Annotated in this window: 18 protein-coding genes, 1 tRNA gene and 1 riboswitch; of the genes, 12 read left to right on the top strand and 7 right to left on the bottom strand. The window is 37.9% G+C overall.

Annotated elements, in window-relative coordinates:
- Positions 1-133: 133 nt before the first annotated feature.
- From FHY47_RS16660 to FHY47_RS19050, 4 genes are all read right to left on the bottom strand, one after another.
- Positions 134-811 carry an ABC transporter ATP-binding protein gene (locus FHY47_RS16660; RefSeq protein WP_066102807.1) on the bottom strand — a complete coding sequence of 226 codons (678 nt, stop codon included), beginning with the start codon at positions 809-811 and terminating at the stop codon, positions 134-136.
- A gap of 4 nt (positions 812-815) precedes the next feature.
- Positions 816-1,883, bottom strand: coding sequence for an ABC transporter permease (locus tag FHY47_RS16655; RefSeq protein WP_148631189.1), 1,068 nt, complete (start codon positions 1,881-1,883; stop codon positions 816-818).
- Between the two features lie 153 nt (positions 1,884-2,036).
- Positions 2,037-2,930: a MerR family transcriptional regulator gene (locus FHY47_RS16650; protein ID WP_140462308.1), complete on the bottom strand. Its 894-nt coding sequence runs from the start codon at positions 2,928-2,930 to the stop codon at positions 2,037-2,039.
- A 417-nt stretch (positions 2,931-3,347) separates the two neighbouring features.
- Positions 3,348-3,494, bottom strand: coding sequence for a hypothetical protein (locus FHY47_RS19050; RefSeq protein WP_175354247.1), 147 nt, complete (start codon positions 3,492-3,494; stop codon positions 3,348-3,350).
- Positions 3,495-3,762: 268 nt separating this feature from the next.
- On the opposite strand from FHY47_RS19050, the gene FHY47_RS16645 reads away from it, so the two are divergent.
- The 6 genes from FHY47_RS16645 to FHY47_RS16620 all read left to right on the top strand — a co-directional run bounded on the left by FHY47_RS16645 (position 3,763) and on the right by FHY47_RS16620 (position 10,482).
- Positions 3,763-4,938 carry an ABC transporter substrate-binding protein gene (locus FHY47_RS16645; protein ID WP_066102797.1) on the top strand — a complete coding sequence of 392 codons (1,176 nt, stop codon included), beginning with the start codon at positions 3,763-3,765 and terminating at the stop codon, positions 4,936-4,938.
- Positions 4,939-5,009: 71 nt separating this feature from the next.
- Positions 5,010-5,888, top strand: coding sequence for a branched-chain amino acid ABC transporter permease (locus FHY47_RS16640; protein ID WP_066102795.1), 879 nt, complete (start codon positions 5,010-5,012; stop codon positions 5,886-5,888).
- A 13-nt stretch (positions 5,889-5,901) separates the two neighbouring features.
- A complete protein-coding gene (locus FHY47_RS16635; RefSeq protein ID WP_066102793.1) occupies positions 5,902-6,870 on the top strand; it encodes a branched-chain amino acid ABC transporter permease in 969 nt (322 codons plus the stop codon).
- Positions 6,845-7,624: an ABC transporter ATP-binding protein gene (locus FHY47_RS16630; RefSeq protein ID WP_066102791.1), complete on the top strand. Its 780-nt coding sequence runs from the start codon at positions 6,845-6,847 to the stop codon at positions 7,622-7,624. The genes FHY47_RS16635 and FHY47_RS16630 overlap by 26 nt, the downstream gene beginning before the upstream one ends.
- Positions 7,624-8,331 (top strand): ABC transporter ATP-binding protein, encoded by a 708-nt coding sequence (locus tag FHY47_RS16625; protein WP_066102789.1) that lies wholly within the window; start codon positions 7,624-7,626, stop codon positions 8,329-8,331. Before FHY47_RS16630 ends, FHY47_RS16625 begins: the two co-directional genes overlap by 1 nt.
- Before the next feature lie 243 nt (positions 8,332-8,574).
- Positions 8,575-8,755, top strand: a riboswitch (Lysine riboswitch).
- 146 nt (positions 8,756-8,901) lie between these two features.
- A complete protein-coding gene (locus FHY47_RS16620; protein ID WP_148631186.1) occupies positions 8,902-10,482 on the top strand; it encodes a Na+/H+ antiporter NhaC family protein in 1,581 nt (526 codons plus the stop codon).
- Between the two features lie 492 nt (positions 10,483-10,974).
- Here the strand turns inward: FHY47_RS16620 and FHY47_RS16615 are convergent, their stop codons facing one another.
- Positions 10,975-11,238 (bottom strand): hypothetical protein, encoded by a 264-nt coding sequence (locus FHY47_RS16615; RefSeq protein ID WP_066102780.1) that lies wholly within the window; start codon positions 11,236-11,238, stop codon positions 10,975-10,977.
- A gap of 218 nt (positions 11,239-11,456) precedes the next feature.
- On the opposite strand from FHY47_RS16615, the gene FHY47_RS16610 reads away from it, so the two are divergent.
- Both FHY47_RS16610 and FHY47_RS16605 read left to right on the top strand, forming a co-directional pair.
- A complete protein-coding gene (locus tag FHY47_RS16610) occupies positions 11,457-12,242 on the top strand; it encodes a glycosyltransferase family 2 protein (protein WP_148631184.1) in 786 nt (261 codons plus the stop codon).
- Positions 12,243-12,363: 121 nt separating this feature from the next.
- Positions 12,364-12,434 (top strand) — tRNA-Gly (locus FHY47_RS16605).
- Between the two features lie 57 nt (positions 12,435-12,491).
- On the opposite strand, the gene FHY47_RS19355 is transcribed toward FHY47_RS16605, so the two are convergent.
- Together FHY47_RS19355 and FHY47_RS19350 are read right to left on the bottom strand one after the other, a co-directional pair.
- A complete protein-coding gene (locus FHY47_RS19355; protein ID WP_262366035.1) occupies positions 12,492-12,821 on the bottom strand; it encodes a hypothetical protein in 330 nt (109 codons plus the stop codon).
- Positions 12,797-13,159, bottom strand: a complete 363-nt coding sequence (locus tag FHY47_RS19350) for a hypothetical protein (RefSeq protein WP_262366034.1) — start codon at positions 13,157-13,159, stop codon at positions 12,797-12,799. The genes FHY47_RS19355 and FHY47_RS19350 overlap by 25 nt, the downstream gene beginning before the upstream one ends.
- A gap of 82 nt (positions 13,160-13,241) precedes the next feature.
- On the opposite strand from FHY47_RS19350, the gene queG reads away from it, so the two are divergent.
- The 4 genes from queG to nfsA all read left to right on the top strand — a co-directional run bounded on the left by queG (position 13,242) and on the right by nfsA (position 16,713).
- Positions 13,242-14,381, top strand: coding sequence for a tRNA epoxyqueuosine(34) reductase QueG (gene queG, locus FHY47_RS16595; protein ID WP_148631182.1), 1,140 nt, complete (start codon positions 13,242-13,244; stop codon positions 14,379-14,381).
- A gap of 71 nt (positions 14,382-14,452) precedes the next feature.
- Positions 14,453-15,319: an amidase domain-containing protein gene (locus tag FHY47_RS16590; protein ID WP_148631180.1), complete on the top strand. Its 867-nt coding sequence runs from the start codon at positions 14,453-14,455 to the stop codon at positions 15,317-15,319.
- Positions 15,320-15,391: 72 nt separating this feature from the next.
- Positions 15,392-15,868, top strand: a complete 477-nt coding sequence (gene trmL, locus FHY47_RS16585; RefSeq protein ID WP_148631178.1) for a tRNA (uridine(34)/cytosine(34)/5-carboxymethylaminomethyluridine(34)-2'-O)-methyltransferase TrmL — start codon at positions 15,392-15,394, stop codon at positions 15,866-15,868.
- Between the two features lie 107 nt (positions 15,869-15,975).
- A complete protein-coding gene (gene nfsA, locus FHY47_RS16580) occupies positions 15,976-16,713 on the top strand; it encodes an oxygen-insensitive NADPH nitroreductase (protein WP_148631176.1) in 738 nt (245 codons plus the stop codon).
- The last annotated feature ends 168 nt before the right edge of the window (positions 16,714-16,881 follow it).

Raw genomic sequence — 16,881 nt, 5'->3', positions numbered from 1 at the left:
TCTTGTTAACAATCTAATATTTTAGAAAAAACAGTAAATTTATAATTTGGGAATAATAAAAATAGCGTGGGCAATGAGAAAAGAGCCTCTCTTCTTTACAGAGAAAGGCTCTTTAAAACAGAGGGTAAGCTATTTATTTATGAGATTCGAGGTTTAGCGTTCCATCAATAATTTTATAAACTTTATCACAATAATCTATTAGTCTTGTATCGTGTGTGACCACAATGGTTGTTTTACCATGATTGGTAGTTGCATTTTTCAACATTTCCATTACCTCAAAGGCGCGGTCAGAATCAAGGGAGGCGGTTGGTTCATCAGCAAGAATGATACTAGGATCTGTATATAATGCTTTTGCTAATGCAACACGTTGGCGCTCACCACCCGATAAATCTGATGGAAAACTGGTAAGCAAATCCTCAATTCCAAGTGCCCTGTAAAGGCTTTGAATTTGAGTATTATCCATATTATCCTTCTTTACTTTATCCAGTAAATGCATTTGCTGATTTACTGTAAGAAAGGGTACAAGGTTAGAGGCTTGCAAAACAAAGCCTATTTCTTTTAAACGAATGGATGCTCGTTCTTTTTCCTTTAGGTTAGTCAGGTTTTGATCATTTACAATCACTTCACCGTTGCTTGGTGCTTGAAGACCGCCCGCAATGGTTAGAAAAGTACTTTTTCCAGAACCGGAAGGACCGATAACGGCAATTAATTCTCCTGAATCTGCCGAAAAGTTAGTAGTTTTTAATGCTTCGATTTCTGTACGGCCGGACATGAAAACTTTGTTGACCTCTTTTAATTCAAGTAATGCCATTATGTTAACCTCCTATCGCGTCTAAAGGATCGATTTTGACAATAGTCTGTACAGAGAATAGCGCTCCAAGTATAGATACAATAACCAGGACAGCAGCGTATATCAGCATATCCATATAGTTAAAGGCAACAGGAACAGCTGCTGGTAAGAAATATCCGGTTATAAGAGTTATGGTGAAACCAACAATAACTCCTGCTAAGGATAGGATAAATGTTTGGGCAATCACTGATTTGGACAAATAGCTGTTGGAAATTCCCTGTGCTTTCATAACTCCGAAAATACTGATTTTTTGAATGGTTAATACATAAAGGAATATCGCCAGGATGACGGCAGATATGATAAATAGAAAATAGATCATAAAGGTTAATGTCAAGTTTTGTTCGGAATATCCGGGCATGTTTTCAATAAATGTTTGTGTTGAAACCACACTAAGTGAATCGTCGACAGCGACGCTTTCTAAGTTATCTGTACGAATGACATAACCATTAATTTGATCATCTTTTTGCTCTGCTGCATCACCAAAACGAACTTCCTGTATCGTTTCCAGTGATCCATACAATACTGGTGCAGCATTAAATTTTGCATCCTCAGTGAATCCGGTAATCGTAAGAGTGATGTCCGTAGAAGAAAGGCTCAATTCATCGCCAATTTTAAACCCTTCATCTTTGAGAGAATCATCGGCTATTACATCACCCATTTTACTAAAAGCCTTCCCTTCACTTACATCAGGCATAATAAATTCATCTTCATTGATACCGAAAAGTGAGACATTTGTTTTTATATCATCTGTTTTTGCGATGGAGTTTACTTGAGACAAAATGGCGTATTCATCTGTACCGTCCCCCTCAAAATCGCCGATTGCCAAAGTTGATTGCGGGAGATTTATATCTGATTCATCCGTCAGTATGACTCCATCTGCCTCCCATTTATCAACGGCTTCTTTATTTAGGTTTTCAAGCCCATTAGCTAATCCGGATAAAAAGAATACTAGGTAGGAAACGAGTGTTAAAACACCGACAATTAATAAAAAGCGAAGTTTATTATTCTTTATTTCATTCCAGGCTAAAAACATGTACCCCATCCTCACATTATTTGTATTTAAAATATAATTAATATATAGATAATGTATAAGAAAAATATAATAATAGCAAATAATTGAATTTGAGGTAACTTTAATTATGAAAAGAAAAATGCCCCAACAGGAATTGGGGCATGAAGTAAGTATTTAATTTTTATAATCATTAATCTGACTCATGATGTTCAGCCAGTCTTTGTCAAACGGAGATACATCCCAGCGAGGTTCTTGTTTTTTGCTTTCTTTAATTCCTAAACCGCCGATGATGAATTTTAACTTTGGATTTTGCTTATAAAGAATATCTATATATTTTTGGGCCTTCAGTTCGTGTTCATCACTGGAGATAGAAATGGCCACTATCTCAATATCTTTTTCCTTAATCAACTCATCCAACCCATCAAGTGGTGTATCGGCGCCTATATAATAGACTGGATAATGCTGCTCTTTTAAAAAGAGAGTAAAGAGGATTAATCCAAGTTGATGATGCTCCCCTTCCGGACAAATGGCAATCACTTTGGGTAGAATGGGGGATGAATGGAAAATCGTAAAAAAATTAATGGCACGCTGAAGCACAATATTACTGATCATATGCTCCTTAATAACAGACAACTCTCCCTTTTCCCAAGCATCTCCAACTTTATACATAAGTGGGACGACAATTGAATAAAAGACCGTTTTATAATGAAATTGAGAAAAATATAAATCAAAGAGCTGATTGCATCTCTCGGAATCAAAATGTAGCGTTGCTTCAAATAATTCATTAATTTGCGCTTCAAATGAATGATTAATCGTGTTGTCGATTAATTGCTCCTTTTCAATTTCACCTTTGTGGATTTTCAGAAGCTGAACTGCCTGGCTGACGCTCATCTTATGATCCTGAACCTGTTTTTTGAGCCATTTTAAATCATTTACATTTTCTTCTGTATATACTCTATGACCCGATTCAGTACGTTTCGGAGTAATAGCATGATAACGGGTTTCCCATGATCGAATAGTAACAGTTGGCATATCTAATAATTTAGAAACAGCATTAATCTTATACATAAAATAACCTTTCTTTTACAAGTACTATAAATTCTCTATATTTTAACTGTATATTAAGTTTATAAAAGAATGCAATTCCTGGGTTACTATTTAGTTTTGGATTTTGTTAGGTTTAGGAAAAAAGAGTTACTTTAGTGGGGTAGTTTTTTTAAATGGAAGAGTTATGGATTGAGGTAATTCAATATTATAATAGAGGTAGTGTTGAAATTAATAGAAAACATACAAAGATAGTTCAGCCATTCCTTTATAACATAATCCCTGAACATTTTTTTAAGAGATGAACTACCAATAATATATGCACTCTAAAAAGAAAATTATGATTTGTGGATGATTTTAAGGAATATTAAAAAAAGTAGGCATTTCATACATAAAAGAGAACCCAGTCAAGAGACTGGGTTTCTTCAGTTTTAATATAATTTAAGGCAGTCTAGTTTCTTGGTTCTTTAGGCGATTTTGTTGATCCGGTTTACGGCCTTTATCAATTGCGTTTTCTGGCTTCTTCTGACTGTTTTGAACTTTTCTTTCGAGTTCTCGTAATCCTTCAGTGTTATTTTTGTCTGTCATATTGTCGCCTCCTAACGTGTTGGTTATATTTTTCATTCCTGTATTCTTGAGCTGAAAACAGCTTTATCCAGCTAGCGTATTTAATATTTTACTGATTATCCCTATAGATTTAAGTGAATTTATAGGATAACAGTTAGCAGATTTTAAAATAAAAAAATATATGTACATATTTTCCAGTAGGGGTTAAACTATATTCAGAATATTTTAATCTTTCAATCAAATCACCGTTTCATATCTTTATCTATAAGAAAAATAGGGGGCATGTGTAATGAAAAAGAAGAAACTAGCTGGTATTATTCTTTCATTATCATTAGGTATGGGTGTTTTGGCCGGCTGCGGTGGAGAGAAATCAGGCGGCGGAGAAAAAGGAGATACGATTAAAATTGGAGCCAACCTTGAGTTAACTGGCGGTGGGGCATCCTATGGTCAATCCATTGTGGAAGGGATGGATCTGGCACTTGAAGAAATAAACAAAGAAGGTGTCGGTGGCAAAAAACTGAAAATAGTAAAATATGATAACAAGTCAGATGCAGCAGAAGCAACGACCGGAGCAATCAAGCTTGCCAGCCAGGATAAGGTGGATGTCATGATTGGTGCGGCGACAAGTACAAATACATTGGCGCAGGTCCAGGTTGCCAATGATAACAAAGTTCCATTAATTACACCTACAGGGACGAACGAAACGATTACTTCGAAGGATGGCAAGGTTAATGAATATGTTTTTAGAACGTGTTTCATTGATCCGTTCCAGGGAACAGTTGCAGCGAATTTTGCTCAGCAGGAATTAGATGCAAAAACAGCTGCTATCTATATTGATAGCTCCAGTGACTATTCCAAGGGGCTAGCTGCAGCATTTAAAGATGCATTTACAAAAGCAGGCGGTCAAATTGTAGCAGAAGAAGCATTCCTGCAAAAAGATACCGATTTCCAATCAACATTGACAAGAATCAAAAAAGCAAATCCGGACTTTGTTTTTGTTCCAGCATTCTATGAAGAAGTTGGATTAATTTTAAAACAAGCACGTGAGTCAGGAATTGAAGTTCCAGTTATGGGAGGAGACGGTTGGGATTCTCCTAAGTTACTAGAAATTGCCGGTAAGGAAGCGCTGAATAATACCTTTATCACGAACCATTATTCTGCTGGAGATCCGGACAAAAAAATCCAGGATTTTGTATCGGCATTTAAAAAGAAATATAAAGATAAATCACCGGACGCCTTTGCAGCACTTGGTTATGACACAGCCTACTTCATTGCAGATTCGATAAAACGCGCAGGAGATGACGCAACACCGGAAAAAATTAAAGATGCACTTGCTGAAACAAAAGATTTACAGCTTGTATCGGGGAATTTAACGATGGATAAAAATCATAATCCGGTTAAATCTGCGGCCATTTTAAAATATGAAAATGGTGAGCAAGTTTTTGAAACAAAGGTAAATCCATAAGAATGAGGAATAGGAAGCTTTGTGATAAAGCTTCCTATTTTTGAAATAATGACCGAGGGGAGTCTAAGGTTATGGAATTTATTCAGCAACTTGTAAATGGGATATCACTTGGCAGTATTTACGCGTTAATAGCGCTCGGTTATACGATGGTGTATGGAATTGTAAAATTGATTAATTTTGCACATGGCGATGTATTTATGGTTGGAGCCTTCATCGGCTTTTATGCGATTACGTTTATGGAATTATCTTTTTTTCCCGCACTGCTTCTTGCCATGGTTGCCTGTGCTATCTTTGGAGTTTTGATTGAACGGATTGCGTACAAGCCTCTGCGTAATGCGACTCGTATTGCGGCACTCATTACGGCCATTGGGGTTTCCTTATTAATCGAAAACGGGATGATCCAAATCAGGGGAGCGCAGCCTGAAGCATATCCAAATAATGTTCTGCCAGCAGATTCAATAGATATCTTTGGTGTTACGATAAAAAGTCAATCGCTGATGATTTTGGGTGTTTCACTCTTCTTGATGATCGTTCTGCAATTTGTTGTTCATAAAACTAAAATTGGCCGGGCGATGCGTGCAGTTTCATTTGATGCAGATGCTGCTAAATTAATGGGAATCAGCGTAAACAATACAATTTCTGCTACGTTCGCAATCGGATCAGCACTTGCGGGAGCAGCGGGTGTTATATTTGGGACCTACTATACAAAAATAGAGCCATTAATGGGAGTAATGCCGGGACTTAAGGCTTTCGTCGCCGCGGTCCTTGGAGGGATTGGCATTATTCCAGGTGCCATGGTAGGCGGTCTGTTGCTTGGTGTAGTAGAGGGGTTGGTAAGTGCCTCCGGTTTATCCTTATGGAGGGATGCAGCTGCATTTGTTGTCCTCATCTTGATATTAATTTTTATGCCGCAGGGCTTGTTCGGAAAAAACAGAAGAGAAAAAGTGTAAGGGAGACATGGCGATGGCAATTCTTAAGAAGGTTAAAGGTTTTTGGCTCTCTATTTTACTCTCATTCGTCTTGTTTATCGTGGTACAGGTTCTTATTTCAGGCGGATATTTAAATGCTTTTAATACTAATCTTATTGTGACAATTGGAATTAATATTATTCTGGCAGTTAGTTTGCATCTAATTATTGGAATTACGGGCCAGTTCTCGATTGGACATGCTGGCTTTTTGGCAATTGGGGCATATGCTTCTGCTGTCATGTCTATGATGCTAGAGGTCTCATTCTTATCTGCCTTATTAATGGGAGGGATTGCAGCGGCCTTGGTAGGCATGCTTATCGGGATCCCGAGCTTGCGTTTAAAGGGAGATTATTTGGCGATTGCCACTCTTGGGTTTGGAGAAATAGTTCGTATTGTTTTTCTTAATATGGACTCCGTTGGTGGGGCAAGAGGGATGATGGTCACGCAAATGACAACCTGGCCTTGGGTTTTTGCCTGCTTACTAGTGACCATTATCGTCATTCGGAATTTCACTAATTCTACTCACGGTCGTGCTTGTATATCTGTGAGGGAAGATGAAACAGCAGCTGATTCCATGGGTATTAACACAACCTATTATAAGGTGGCTGCCTTTGTCATTGGTGCCTTTTTTGCTGGGATTGCCGGTGGGTTATATGCTCATAACTTTTATATTATTAATCCGTCAACCTTTGGTTTCCTTCGGTCGTTTGATATTTTAATATTCGTCGTGCTTGGGGGATTGGGCAGTATGTCAGGTTCTGTGATTGCAGCAATTCTCCTTACATTAATTTCTTCCTTCCTATCAGATTATTCTGATACGCGGATGATTCTTTACAGTATTATCCTAATTGTGACAATGCTGTACAGACCGCAGGGATTGATGGGTACAAAGGAAATTACCTCATTTTTCAAAAGGAAGACAAAAGGAGGCATGAAGGATGCAAACCACCAAACCACTGCTTAAGGTTGACCAAATTGGAATTCATTTCGGAGGGTTAAAGGCTGTAGCAGATGTATCTATGGAGCTGTATCCCGGTGAACTGTGCGGCTTAATAGGACCGAATGGAGCAGGGAAAACCACCTTTTTCAACCTTTTAACTGGTGTGTACGTACCATCAGAAGGAACCATTCATTTAAACGACGATAAGCTTAACAAATTACCGCCTTATAAAATTACAAGAAAGGGAATTAGCAGGACATTCCAAAATATTCGCTTGTTTGGAGATTTATCTGTCATAGATAATGTCAAAGTTGCTTATCATTCACAGGCTAAACATTCTATGCTCAGTTCAATTATACGAATGCCTAATCATTTTTCGGGAGAATTGGAAATGGACCAAAAGGCTGTAGATTTCCTGAAAATATTTAATCTGGATTCTTATCGTGATGAAAAGGCCAAGAATCTTCCATATGGAATGCAACGCAGACTTGAAATAGCCAGAGCCCTAGCAACGGGTCCGCGGTTACTGCTGCTGGATGAACCGGCAGCGGGTATGAATCCGAAGGAAACAAGTCAGCTGATGGAGTTAATCAGCTTAATACGTGAAAAATTTGATTTAACTGTACTTTTGATTGAGCATGATATGCAGCTTGTGATGGGGGTATGTGAACGTATTTATGTACTTGATCATGGACAATTAATCGCACACGGTACACCGGATGAAGTCCGCAATAATCCTAAGGTTATAGAGGCTTATCTTGGCGAGGAGGTTTCCTGATGCTGAAGGTTGAAGATATTAACGTTTACTATGGAAATATTCAGGCATTAAAAGGTGTCTCTTTTCATATTGACGAAGGGGAAATTGTTACCTTAATCGGTGCAAATGGGGCTGGAAAAAGTACACTACTTAAAACTGTTTCAGGTTTACTTAAACCGAAGCAGGGTCAAATCATGTATCAGGGTAAATCCATAGGTGGAAAAGCAGCTCAAGTGATTGTAAAGCAGGGAATCTCACATGTACCAGAAGGACGGCGGGTTTTTGCCAATATGACAGTGGAAGAAAATTTACAGCTTGGTGCTTATTTACGTAGGGATCGAGCTGGGATTAAAGAGGATATGGAGAAGGTATTTGATCTTTTTCCAAGGATGAACGAACGTCTTAAACAGCCGGCAGGAACATTGTCAGGTGGAGAACAACAAATGCTCGCAATGGGAAGGGCATTAATGGCTAAGCCCAAATTGCTTTTACTCGATGAACCTTCCATGGGATTGGCTCCACTACTGGTTAAAACAATTTTCCGCATAATTGAAGAAATAAATAATGCGGGAACAACTATTCTTTTAGTTGAACAAAATGCTAATTTGGCACTATCGATTGCCAACCGTGCCTATGTAGTGGAGACCGGCAAAATCGTCCTCTCGGGTTCGGCAGATGAGTTAACCTCAAGTGAAAAAGTAAAGATGGCCTATCTTGGCGGACATTAAAGGTGAATCACTCCTCTGTAAACTTTTACAGGGGAGTTTTAGTTTTGTGTGGGTTACAGGAACGAGAGGATTGGATTAATTAGCCTAACATGTTGTCGATCGGGTTACTCGTTAAGCAATTGAGTCAGGCTTCATCCTAATAATTAATCAGATAATTGTAAAAAAATACACATCTATTCCACATTGTGAACAGGAACGTAATCTGTTATATTAGAATAACAATTAGATAGTACCTTATCATTCCGATGGGGTAGAGGCGCAGGATTCAAGAGTAAGCTATGTGAGGATGACAACAGAGAGCATAGCCGAAAGGGGAAACTGCCGAAGCAAGTTGATTAGTCAGAAATGAATTTGCTGGGGTTGTTTTAAATAAAAGCAACACTGTCATTATAAGAGGTTCTTATAATGAGGAGCTACAGGTCGTGATGGAGAAAGAAAAGCTGATACAGGGCTGCGGTAGATATTTCTCTATTGCAGCCCTTCTTTATTTTCTTTTGCATAAAAGGTAAGAGCGCAAGGGTCAGCACTCACGACGAGTTCCCCTTATTTATTTGGAGGAGGAAAAAAGGAATGGAGTCGACAGTTTATACGCTTATTCCCCCACTATTGGCAATTCTAATGGTGGCTATAACAAGGAAGGTTTTGCTTTCACTTGGTGTGGGGATTGTAGCATCAGCTTTAATGCTTGCTGATTTTAATATTGGTGAGACATGTGTCCTTATATGGGAAGCAGTAAAAGGAATCTTTATATCAGATGGATCACTCAATGTATCTAATATATATATTATTTTATTTTTGCTCATCCTTGGCATTATTACGGCTTTTATTTCAATTTCCGGTGGGAGCCGTGCCTTTGGTGAATGGGCGATGAAGCATGTTAAAACCAGAGTTGGAGCTCAGCTGGTAGCTGCATTACTTGGGATACTCATTTTCATTGATGATTATTTCAATGCTTTGGCGGTTGGCCAGGTAGCACGTCCGATTACAGATAGACATCAAATACCGAGAGCTAAGCTTGCCTATTTGATTGACTCTACCTCAGCGCCTATCTGTGTAATTATGCCTGTATCCAGCTGGGGGGCTTATATTATTGCACTGATAGGAGGAATTTTTATCACTCATGAGGTGACAGAATACAGTTCCATATCAGCGTTCATTCAAATGATCCCAATGAATTTTTATGCGATTGCAGCGTTGGCGATGGTATTCATTGTGATCTATCGAAATTGGAATATTGGTTCGATGAAAGTACATGAGGATAGAGCGGTAAAAGAAGGTATTCTTTATAATCCATCCAAGACAGTTCCAGGTGAATTAAAAGAAGATTTACCGAGAAGTACAACTGGCAGGGTTGGAGATTTGGTAATCCCCATTGTAACTCTTATTGTAGGCACAGTGGCTGCGATGCTTTGGACAGGTTATCAGGCAGTTGCTGGACATGCAACACTTCTAACCATTTTTGAAAATACTAATGTCACTAAATCATTGGTTCTGGGTGGTACAATCGGAATTATAGTAACAATCATTATGTTTTTACGACAAGTCTTTGTTTTGCATGGAATATCTGTAAAGGTATTCACAGTAGGAGTAAAACACGGAATAGGGTCCATGCTGCCAGCGGTTTATATTTTATTGTTTGCCTGGACAATCGTTGATTTAATCGGAAGGCTAGGAACTGGCCAGTATTTGGCTGGACTTGTACAGGATTTAAACTTAAATGTATCCTTCCTTCCATTACTTTTATTTTTAATAGCAGGATTGATGTCATTTGCAACGGGTACTTCATGGGGATCATTTGGTATCCTGCTTCCGATTGCAGGAGAAATTACGGCTGTAACAGATATTACGATGATATTGCCGGCGATGGCGGCTGTATTGGCTGGTGCGGTATTTGGTGACCATTGCTCACCGATTTCCGATACAACCATTCTTTCTTCTACCGGTGCCTGTGCGAATCATATTGATCATGTGATGACGCAAATCCCATATGCTTTAATCAGTGCGGGTGTTGCGATGGCAGGGTATATTGTCCTTGGATTTACAGGAAGTACGCCTATGGGATTGATCACGGTCGTTATCTTGCTGGCATCTTTTGTATGGGTATCTAAGCCCAAAAAGCAGGAGCAATTAGAAAACAGTATTATTCATTAATAGATAGGATGGCTGGATACCGGCCATCCTTTTCTTTTTGTCTCTTTAACTAATAATGTGATGTTTGAACCATAAAATGCTCTACTTAAATTTTTGTTGAAAAGGGTTAAAATTGTATTTCTCCTGTTATAAGACCTATATAAATAATTGCAATAAAAATGGCTAATATGGAAAGGGATATTTTGTAAAATAAAGAAATAGATTTCAGACGTTTTTTTAACTTATCAGAAAGATGTAAAGTAAGGATTAGTATAGAAATTCCAATTATTATTGCTAGTAAATCCGTGTAAGTAAATGGCTTACTAATATAACTGTCTAAATAAAAATTAGTCAGGATAATCATGCCAATTAGTAGACATTGTATACCTAAATATTTAATAAGGTTCATTTTTATACTCTCTTCTTTGTAAAAAATTAGCTAAGATAAAAAATTGAAAAAGCTCCCATGATAATTGTGGGTTTCCCCCTTTCACTATCATGTAAAGAATTGATTTATTTTATCCGCACAAATTTCCTAATAGTAGTAATGATTATTCCGCATATCAAGGCAACGGCGATGAAGGTAATTAGAAAAAACAAAGGAGAACCAACTGTTCCAAAAGCCACTTCACTTTGTAGCATTTTTACATTTTCCCATTCATCTTTAATATCGGGTTTATAAGTCTTTATAGTTATATAGCCTACGATTAGGGATCCACCAATATAGATTATATGAATCACAAATGAAACAACCAATGATTGAATAATAGTTTTCATTTAAACACACCCTTAAGCACCTTGTATTTCCATTATAATCCATGTTGGTTATTTCAGTAAATAGGACATGTATAAAGTCTGGATAGAGTCTGAAAAACCCATCTGAAGTGTTTAATACATGAATAAAACGGGTAAATATTATTATATTTATATAATAATTTACTATTCGGAGAGTTTTATAACTTTTAGGATAAATTTTATCAGGAGGGTGAGGAATCGTGAGAAGCAGTATTCCATTTAGGTCATTGGTATCTATTATCATGCCAAGCTATAATTCAAAGGTTTTTATTCGTCAAACCATAGAATCAGTTAAAAAACAAACCTATGAAAACTGGGAATTAATTATTGTTGATGATGCTTCGACTGACAATAGCAAGGATATGATAAAAGAGTATCTAATGGATGATTCCAGAATTAAATTAATTACCCTGCAGGAAAATGTCGGTCCGGGCGAAGCCAGAAACATGGCTATTCAGGCAGCCAAAGGACATTATATTGCCTTTCTAAACAGCAAAGATTTATGGGCACCGAATAAATTGGAAAAGCAGCTTGAATTCATGGAAGCGCATAACTTGGCATTTAGTTACACTGATTATCAGTTTATTGATGAGGAGAACCAAGCATATGAACCTGTTATTGAGATGCCGGTTCATCTTACATATCAAGATTTGTTAAGAGATACAACAGCTATTGGCTGCTCGACTGTCATGATTGATAAATATAAGGTTGGGAAAATTCAATTAGTACATAACCGAGATATTCCTGAAGACTTCGCCCTTTGGCTTTCTATATTGAAAAGAGGATTTAAAGCGAAGAGACTAAAAAATGTCTATGTTTATCTTAGAAAAAGCAATGATGTTTTGGAAAAAAACAATTACCAAACGGCATCAAGAATCTGGTCGTTATATCGCCAAGTAGAGAAATTAGGTGTTTTTGAATCTGCTTTCTGTTTTGTAAATTATGCAAAACACGAGGCGAAAAGAAATCGAAGCTTAAAAGAATAAGGGAAAAGTGACGCCTACTAAATAAGGGCGTCACTTTTTAAGTAAATAAAAAAATGCGATTTTTGTCGAAAAAAGGTTGAAATCAGGTGAACTTTCTGCTAGTATAATATTTATCTTCTTTGCGGGTGTAGTTTAGTGGTAAAACCTCAGCCTTCCAAGCTGATGATGAGGGTTCGATTCCCTTCACCCGCTCTTGAATTGTTAACAACGCAGTGTTTCGTAACTTAGGAGTACGAAGCATTGCGTTTTTTATATTTTGATAGTATTGCATTCTTGGCTCAGTAGATGGATGGCAGATTCCCCTCCATGGACTTGAATGAACATCTTGGATATCGTGCGCATCATTTGCTGTGCTTGTTCAATGGTGATTTCGGGATAAAAATAAATGATATGCAGTGCATCTGAAGTATGGTCATCCACACTTGTGCGTACAGAATCAACATACGGGCTACCAAAAGGGCCTATTTGATCAAAAGAACCTATAATACCCTCCGATTTATTTACACGGCCATTTAATCCCTCATAGGTATCCTCAGCAACACCAATTCGAAATTCTACATCACCATTCCTAATGGACAAGTATATTGCAGGGAGAAAAAATTATTGAGAGCAATCGCTGAGTTGCCTGACGGTGTGTATGCTTCTTTTTTGACGCGTCTAAGTAAGGATTCTACTGAGGGACGGTAACGAGATGGATCACTTCCAGTTTGTTTAAATACTTTCCTCCATGATACAATCCCTTCGTATGCATTCAAGGATTTACTCTCTAGTTCAGTATGTAAATGTTCAATATAGAGCTGAAGGCGTCCTACTAGCATCGGGGGAATGGCATCAGCAACAATTCCTTGATAGCGGATAATACCGATTTTTACATCGCCGGCCTTTGCGAATAGCTGGCGATCTACATGAATTTGCATAAATTTACACCTCCAAAATGATTGGATATAGTTTACCATACATATAAAAGTTATTCATTTTCCAGAGAAAGGAGAGGCTAAGATGGATTTTCAAATACTCAAAGATGAGCTTATCGAATATAGCAAGACAATAGGGATTGATCAAATTGGATTTACATCAGCTGATCCTTTCCAGGTTTTAAAGAAACGACTGATTGATCAACAGAACCTCAATTTTGCATCGGGTTTTGAAGAGCCAGATTTAGATAAGAGGACTAATCCAAGAAGGCTAATGCCAGAAGCACAATCTATTATAGCTATTGCTGTAGCTTATCCATCTAAACTCAAAGATGCACCTAAAAGTAAAGTGGGGGATAGACGTGGCATTTTTAGCCGCTCTTCTTGGGGGCAAGATTATCATTATGTGGTGAAAGATCGCCTGAAGAAGCTTGAAGCTTTTATTTTAGAGCGCATGCCGAATTCTTATTTATCCTCTATGGTAGATACAGGTGAGCTGGTTGATCGGGCCGTAGCAGAGCGGGCTGGTATAGGCTGGAGCGGCAAAAATTGTTCGATTTTAAACGAAGAATTTGGTTCATATATGTACCTTGGCGAAATGATTACAAGCATTCCATTTCCTCCGGATAATCCAATGGAGGATTTGTGCGGAACATGTACAAAATGTTTGGATGCCTGTCCTACCGGTGCGTTGGTTCAAGGAGGACAGATTAATGCAAAGAGATGTATATCCTTTCTGACTCAAACGAAGGATATGATTCCTTATGAATTCAGAGATAAAATGGGTAACAGAGTATATGGATGTGATTCCTGTCAGACATCATGTCCTTATAATCGCCGTATAGATTTTCATAATCACCCTGAATGTGAGTCTGATCCTGAGTTGGCAAAACCTCAGCTGGTCTCCCTTTTAAGCTTGAGCAACCGCCAGTTTAAAGAGAAGTTTGGCAGTGTTTCAGGTTCTTGGCGTGGGAAGATGCCCATTCAAAGAAATGCGATTATCGCATTGGCACATTTTAAGGATTCAGAAAGTGTTGCTTCAATTAAAGAATTGCTGCAAAAGGATCCTAGGCCTGTTATCAGAGGTACAGCAGCATGGGCGCTTGGAAAAATAGGTACCGAGGAAGCAATGGCTGTATTAAAGGATTGTTTAAAAGAAGAGACCGATCAGATGGTAGTGGCTGAAATAAATAATGCCTTAGAACGTCTTATGTTACCGGAGTAGCTTTTTACTCCGGTTTTTTGTATGTATTTTAGTCATTCATCATACTTTTTAGAGAAGGAGTGGATGAATGGATGAAAGAGAAACTGCAAAAACTGGTCGAGGAGAGGATACAAAAACTCAAAGAGAATACATCCTCAAATAAGACAGATAATATGGAAACCTTATTGAAGAAGCAGGAAGGCATGCGTAAACGCAATGGAGAAATAGTGAAGGTCATGGCAAAAGGGCATGTGAAAAAAATCAAGGAGCGGGAAGATGTCGTCGATGCTATATATGAGACTCATTGGAAGCTTGTAATGAAGCAAGGGACACAATTTTACATGGAAGAACATGTGGAGCTTCGTAAAGCTTCCTTTAAAGAAACTAAACTCTTGATAGATCAGAAATTAAATGTTAAGCCTCAAATAATGGAACAAGACCTCCTGAGGAGTTTAGATCTTACTTCCTCGCGTGCCAAGATTGCCTATAATCGGTTAAAGGCGGTTCAATACGCCGAGAGATGGTGGAATTCCTTTAATCTCACCTATCCACAATTCACCGATGATTGTACGAATTTTATATCTCAATGTTTATATGCCGGTGGTATACCGATGTGGGGTAAACCTAATCGTTCAAAGGGGTGGTGGATAGAAGGGAAAAGCAATTGGAGCTTTAGTTGGACAGTGGCACATGCTTTTATGCTCATGTTAAAGGCAGCTTCTTGGACGAAGGAAGTAAAGAATCCTTCCCAATTAATGATTGGAGATATTATTTGTTATGATTTTGAAGGGGATGGCAGGTTTAATCATAATACGATTGTGACCGGAAAGGATGAATATGGCTACCCTTTGGTGAATGCTCATACAACGAACAGCCGTATGAGATACTGGAATTATGAAGATTCTACTGCCTATACGCCTAATATCCAATATAAATATTTTCATATAATAACGAATTAGGTCTTCCATTTTTGGAAAAAGAGAAATAGTGTTATAATGAAGGCTGCTTATACTAACCAGAGGTGAGGAAAAGTGTCTTTACATATTGTTTTATACCAACCATTAATCCCGGCAAATACGGGGAATATTGCCCGTACATGTGCAGCTACAGATACAACCCTGCATTTAATCCGTCCTTTGGGCTTTTCCACTGACGATAAAGCTTTAAAGCGTGCCGGCCTTGATTATTGGGAGCATGTAACTATTATTTATTATGCTTCAATTGAAGAATTTTTTGAAAAGAACAGTGGTGGAGAGTTCTTTTATATCACAAAATTTGCGAAGAATTATCATAGTGATATCTCATATGAAGATACCAATAAAGATTACTACTTTATCTTCGGCCGAGAAACGACAGGTCTGCCAAAGCATTTATTAGAGGAACATCCTGAAAGAGGATTGCGTTTACCTATGAATGATACTCATGTTCGTTCGCTTAATTTATCGAATACAGCAGCAATTGTTATCTATGAAGCTTTACGCCAACAAAATTATATTCATTTGACATAACTTCTCTTTCTAGAGAAGTTTTTGTTTTATAAAGAGTTAAACAAAATTTTAGATAACACTTCTATAATTTGTTATATTTGTACTACGTTATAAAGGAGCTGAGTCCAGTGAATGAAACGATTAACCTATTAAATAATCACCGATCGATTCGTAAATTTAAAGAAAAATCTCTCTCAAGGGAGCAGGTTGAAACAATTATAAGTGCAGCCCAGTCTGCATCCACATCGAGTTTTGTTCAAGCTTATTCAATCATTGGGGTCAGTGATCAAAGTAAGAAGAGACAATTAGCGGAGCTGGCAGGTGGACAATCGTATGTTGAACACAATGGATATTTTCTAATGTTTTGCGCCGATTATCATCGCCATAAGATGGCTGCTGATATGGAAGGTATGAATATGGATCACAATCTGGAAAGCATGGAAACATTCATGATTGCGTTAATTGATACAGCCTTGGCTGCACAAAATGCTGCTATTGCAGCTGAGTCTATGGATCTTGGTATTTGTTACATCGGTGGTATACGGAACAATATCGAAAAGGTATCTGAGCTTTTAAAATTGCCTGATCGTGTTATTCCACTCTTTGGAATGGCTATTGGCTATCCAGATCATGAATCTGATCTTAAACCGCGCTTACCGCTGAAAGCAGTCTTTCATGAGAATGAATACAAGGACAAGCAAGCAGAACTCGAAGAATACAACGAAATTATCTCTGCTTACTATAATGAGCGTACAAACGGATTGAGACAAGATAGATGGACAGAGCAAGTCGTTGGTATGTTAACTAGTAAACAACGTGAATTTATGATGGATTTTGTTAAATCTAAACACTTTGCGCTCAAATAAATAAAAACACAAAATACCCTTCACTTTGAGATAAAAGTGAGGGGTATTTTGTGTTTTGTTGCTATGGGACATGATTATTTTAGTCTTTGTTCCTTAATGCAGTCGTTTCAGCTTTTTAGTTAATCCAGCTTCGACGGCTAGAAGCTCAGGACATAAGCATGGTCTCTG

This window comes from Bacillus sp. E214, from assembly GCF_008087365.1.
Lineage (GTDB): Bacteria > Bacillota > Bacilli > Bacillales > Pradoshiaceae > Pradoshia.
The sequence above is the reverse complement of the archived record's forward strand: the minus strand, read 5'-3'. Positions and strand labels throughout refer to the sequence as shown.

Coding starts and splice junctions, on each gene's coding strand:
- FHY47_RS16660 (WP_066102807.1), bottom strand. CDS start 811: ATGGCATTACTTGAATTAAAAGAGGTCAACAAAGTTTTCATGTCCGGC.
- FHY47_RS16655 (WP_148631189.1), bottom strand. CDS start 1,883: ATGTTTTTAGCCTGGAATGAAATAAAGAATAATAAACTTCGCTTTTTA.
- FHY47_RS16650 (WP_140462308.1), bottom strand. CDS start 2,930: ATGTATAAGATTAATGCTGTTTCTAAATTATTAGATATGCCAACTGTT.
- FHY47_RS19050 (WP_175354247.1), bottom strand. CDS start 3,494: ATGACAGACAAAAATAACACTGAAGGATTACGAGAACTCGAAAGAAAA.
- FHY47_RS16645 (WP_066102797.1), top strand. CDS start 3,763: ATGAAAAAGAAGAAACTAGCTGGTATTATTCTTTCATTATCATTAGGT.
- FHY47_RS16640 (WP_066102795.1), top strand. CDS start 5,010: ATGGAATTTATTCAGCAACTTGTAAATGGGATATCACTTGGCAGTATT.
- FHY47_RS16635 (WP_066102793.1), top strand. CDS start 5,902: ATGGCAATTCTTAAGAAGGTTAAAGGTTTTTGGCTCTCTATTTTACTC.
- FHY47_RS16630 (WP_066102791.1), top strand. CDS start 6,845: ATGCAAACCACCAAACCACTGCTTAAGGTTGACCAAATTGGAATTCAT.
- FHY47_RS16625 (WP_066102789.1), top strand. CDS start 7,624: ATGCTGAAGGTTGAAGATATTAACGTTTACTATGGAAATATTCAGGCA.
- FHY47_RS16620 (WP_148631186.1), top strand. CDS start 8,902: ATGGAGTCGACAGTTTATACGCTTATTCCCCCACTATTGGCAATTCTA.
- FHY47_RS16615 (WP_066102780.1), bottom strand. CDS start 11,238: ATGAAAACTATTATTCAATCATTGGTTGTTTCATTTGTGATTCATATA.
- FHY47_RS19350 (WP_262366034.1), bottom strand. CDS start 13,159: ATGCAAATTCATGTAGATCGCCAGCTATTCGCAAAGGCCGGCGATGTA.
- queG (WP_148631182.1), top strand. CDS start 13,242: ATGGATTTTCAAATACTCAAAGATGAGCTTATCGAATATAGCAAGACA.
- FHY47_RS16590 (WP_148631180.1), top strand. CDS start 14,453: ATGAAAGAGAAACTGCAAAAACTGGTCGAGGAGAGGATACAAAAACTC.